This window comes from Novipirellula sp., from assembly GCF_041583735.1.
GTDB lineage: Bacteria > Planctomycetota > Planctomycetia > Pirellulales > Pirellulaceae > Novipirellula.
In genome coordinates, this window is record NZ_JBFHFD010000892.1 from 1 (window position 1) to 2,733 (window position 2,733).

General features: G+C 57.0%; 2 protein-coding genes and 1 pseudogene. All 3 read left to right on the plus strand.

The window, feature by feature from the left end; translation table 11 throughout:
* The coding region (locus ABX962_RS34240; protein WP_372726151.1) for a Gfo/Idh/MocA family protein at nt 1-892 on the plus strand (892 nt) is incomplete at its 5' end.
* Nucleotides 893-941: 49 nt separating this feature from the next.
* Nucleotides 942-2,123, plus strand: coding sequence for a hypothetical protein (locus ABX962_RS34245; RefSeq protein ID WP_372726152.1), 1,182 nt, complete (start codon nt 942-944; stop codon nt 2,121-2,123).
* 209 nt (nt 2,124-2,332) lie between these two features.
* Nucleotides 2,333-2,733, plus strand: a pseudogene (locus ABX962_RS34250) (hypothetical protein); the annotation flags it as partial.

Consider the following 2,733-nt stretch of genomic DNA (forward strand, 5'->3'; position numbering starts at 1 on the left):
ATCGGCTTACGACTGCTATCAGCGGATGCTCGAGGACACGCGGATCGAAGTGGTCGATATCGCGGTCCCGCCCGACGTGCAATTGGACATCGTACGAGACGTCGTTCGTCATTCGCATATCCGTGGCATCCTTGCGCAAAAGCCGCTTGCAGGCAACTCTGCGGATTCACGGCGGATTGTGCAGTTGTGTGCCGAGGCGGGTATCACGCTTTGCGTGAACCAGAACATGCGTTACGACCAATCGGTTCGGGCCTGTAAATCTGCGATGGATCGTGGGATGATGGGGGAACCGGTGCTGGCGACAATCGAGATGCGAGCGATTCCTCACTGGATGCCGTGGCAGTCGCGTCAGGGGTGGATGACGTGCCGGATCATGTCGATTCATCATCTCGACACGATGCGATATTGGTTTGGCGAACCCGAGCGAGTCTTCGCCAGTTTCCGAACCGACCCACGGACCGAATTCGCGCACGTCGATGGCATCGGACTGTACATTCTGGAATACGCCAGCGGATTGCGATGCATGATTTGCGACGATGTCTGGTCGGGACCGGCTCGCGAAGGAGCTGCCGAGGACCTTGGGATCCGCTGGCGAGTCGAAGGCACCAAGGGAATGGCACGAGGCACGATTGGATGGCCACGTTACCCCGAGCGAGCACCGAGCACGATCGATTACACCACGACTGAATCGAGTCAGTGGCACTGTCCGCGTTGGAACGAGGTCTGGTTTCCGGACGCGTTTGCCGGGCCAATGGCAGAGTTGCTCGTTGCGTTGGAGTCGGGACGCGAGCCAGCCATGAGCGGAGTCGATAATTTGCGGACCATGGCACTGGTCGACGCATGTTATCAATCCGCCGCCGAACATCGTGCGATTTCTTTGTTGACGACATGATAAAATCAAGGCAGGGCGTCGCCCGACGCGATCTCTCACTTTCGTCCCATTGACTTCAAACGGTTTGCACATTTCTAACGCGTCCATCAATCCGTACGAACCTCCACGCAGCGATCCGGCGGTCGAGAACCCGTTGGCGATCGGGGATGCCTTGCAGACTTTCGAGCGACTCGAGTTTCAGACCGAATTGACTCGCAGGGACATTCGCGACGGCATTGCCCGAACCAACATTCGCACCGATTTGGTCAGCATGCGGACGTTGGCGTCGATTGTCATCTTTTTTTGCTTTTACATCGGCTTTCTCAGCCTGGTTGCGTCTCCCAATTCCACGGTCGCGTTGCTGTTATCGATCCCGATTGTCATAACCGCAGCATTATTGGTGGTCCGTTATCGAGCCCTCCGCCGCGCGGTGAACTTGAATGCACATCGCTGTGGCCCAATCCACGGCTACATTGATCGCGACATGATGATGATCGCCCACGCTGATCAAACGCGTTGGATGAAAATGGAATATTTGGTCAGCGTCGGCCGCAGTCGCAACACTTTGACACTTTGCTTTGATGCAACGCAGATGCAATTTGACGTCCTGCCGCTGCGTGCATTCGCCGATCGCAACCGTGCCATGATGCTTGCCCAACGTCTGAGCGAACTGCGGCCTCCGTGTCCGATTCAAATCATCGACCCTCGACGACAAGTGCTGGCGGAAGATGTCCCGGTTTGCAGCCCAACTGAGAACGCGGCTTTTTTTGCCGGTGGGATCTATGCTGGCGACATCCAAGACACCGTGTTGGGGCGAAAATGGCGACTCGGTCTGATACGATTCACGTTGCTGTTTGGCTTCTTCGCTGTCAGTCTGATTGTGGCTTGGTTCTACTTTGCGGGGTTCACTTGGTTCGGGATTATTGTGGGACTAGTGTTGCTGTTCGTGCTCAGCAAACCGGCTCGCTCGGTAATCAACGCCCGCCGTGCGTCGCTCAGTAACACCGAACCGTTGCTGATGTCTTCGGGGTGGTTCGACGACGCGGGGCAATTCAGCATGGCGACCACCGGTCAATCCAAAGCCAATTGGACGCTGTTCGAGGCCACGGAGATCACCGGAAACATGATTCTGCTAAAAATCAAAGGTTCCGACATGTACCATCTGGTCTCGCGAGGCCAATGCCGTGACGACGTGGCGTGGGAAGCCGCCTGCGAGTTTGTCAGAAAATTCGGACCACCGGCGAGTCGATAACAGCGGAAACCGCCGCTCCGCTATAAAAACCACCCGCTCGAGTGTCAGAGTCGATGGCATGCGACTAGCCCGTCGGCTAAGAATGGCCCCCGAAGCTGCGGGCGGGTGGTCGCAACCACGACCGAGGCAAACCTAGGGCTGACGCGCGGCGACCTAACCCAGTACCATACAAGAGTCATGATTCGGGTCCGCATGGGAAGTGTCATCGAATGAACCAAATTGCATTGAGATTGCTGATTTCGCTAGTTTTGTCATGGTCGTGGGCCGTTTCCTCGCCTGGGCAAACCGATCCGGCAACCGATCCAACCGCGGAAAAACCTGCCTCCCCCCCCGACACCACCCCCTCGGCATCGCCTGATGCGAAACCGCTCTCCTACTGGGTCGAGCAACTTAGTAACGACCAATTTCACCGCCGAAAACTCGCGACACAAAAGTTGATTGATGCGGGGCCCAATTCGGTCACGCTGTTGGTCGAGGCGATGAAGTTCGGCGATCTGGAAACGGTCGACCGGGCCGTTCATGCCCTCAGTGCGATCGCGCTGAAACAGGCTCCGAACGAAGAGGATGGGGCGCTCGGTGAATTGCGAACGTTAAGTGTCCACGCCGCCGG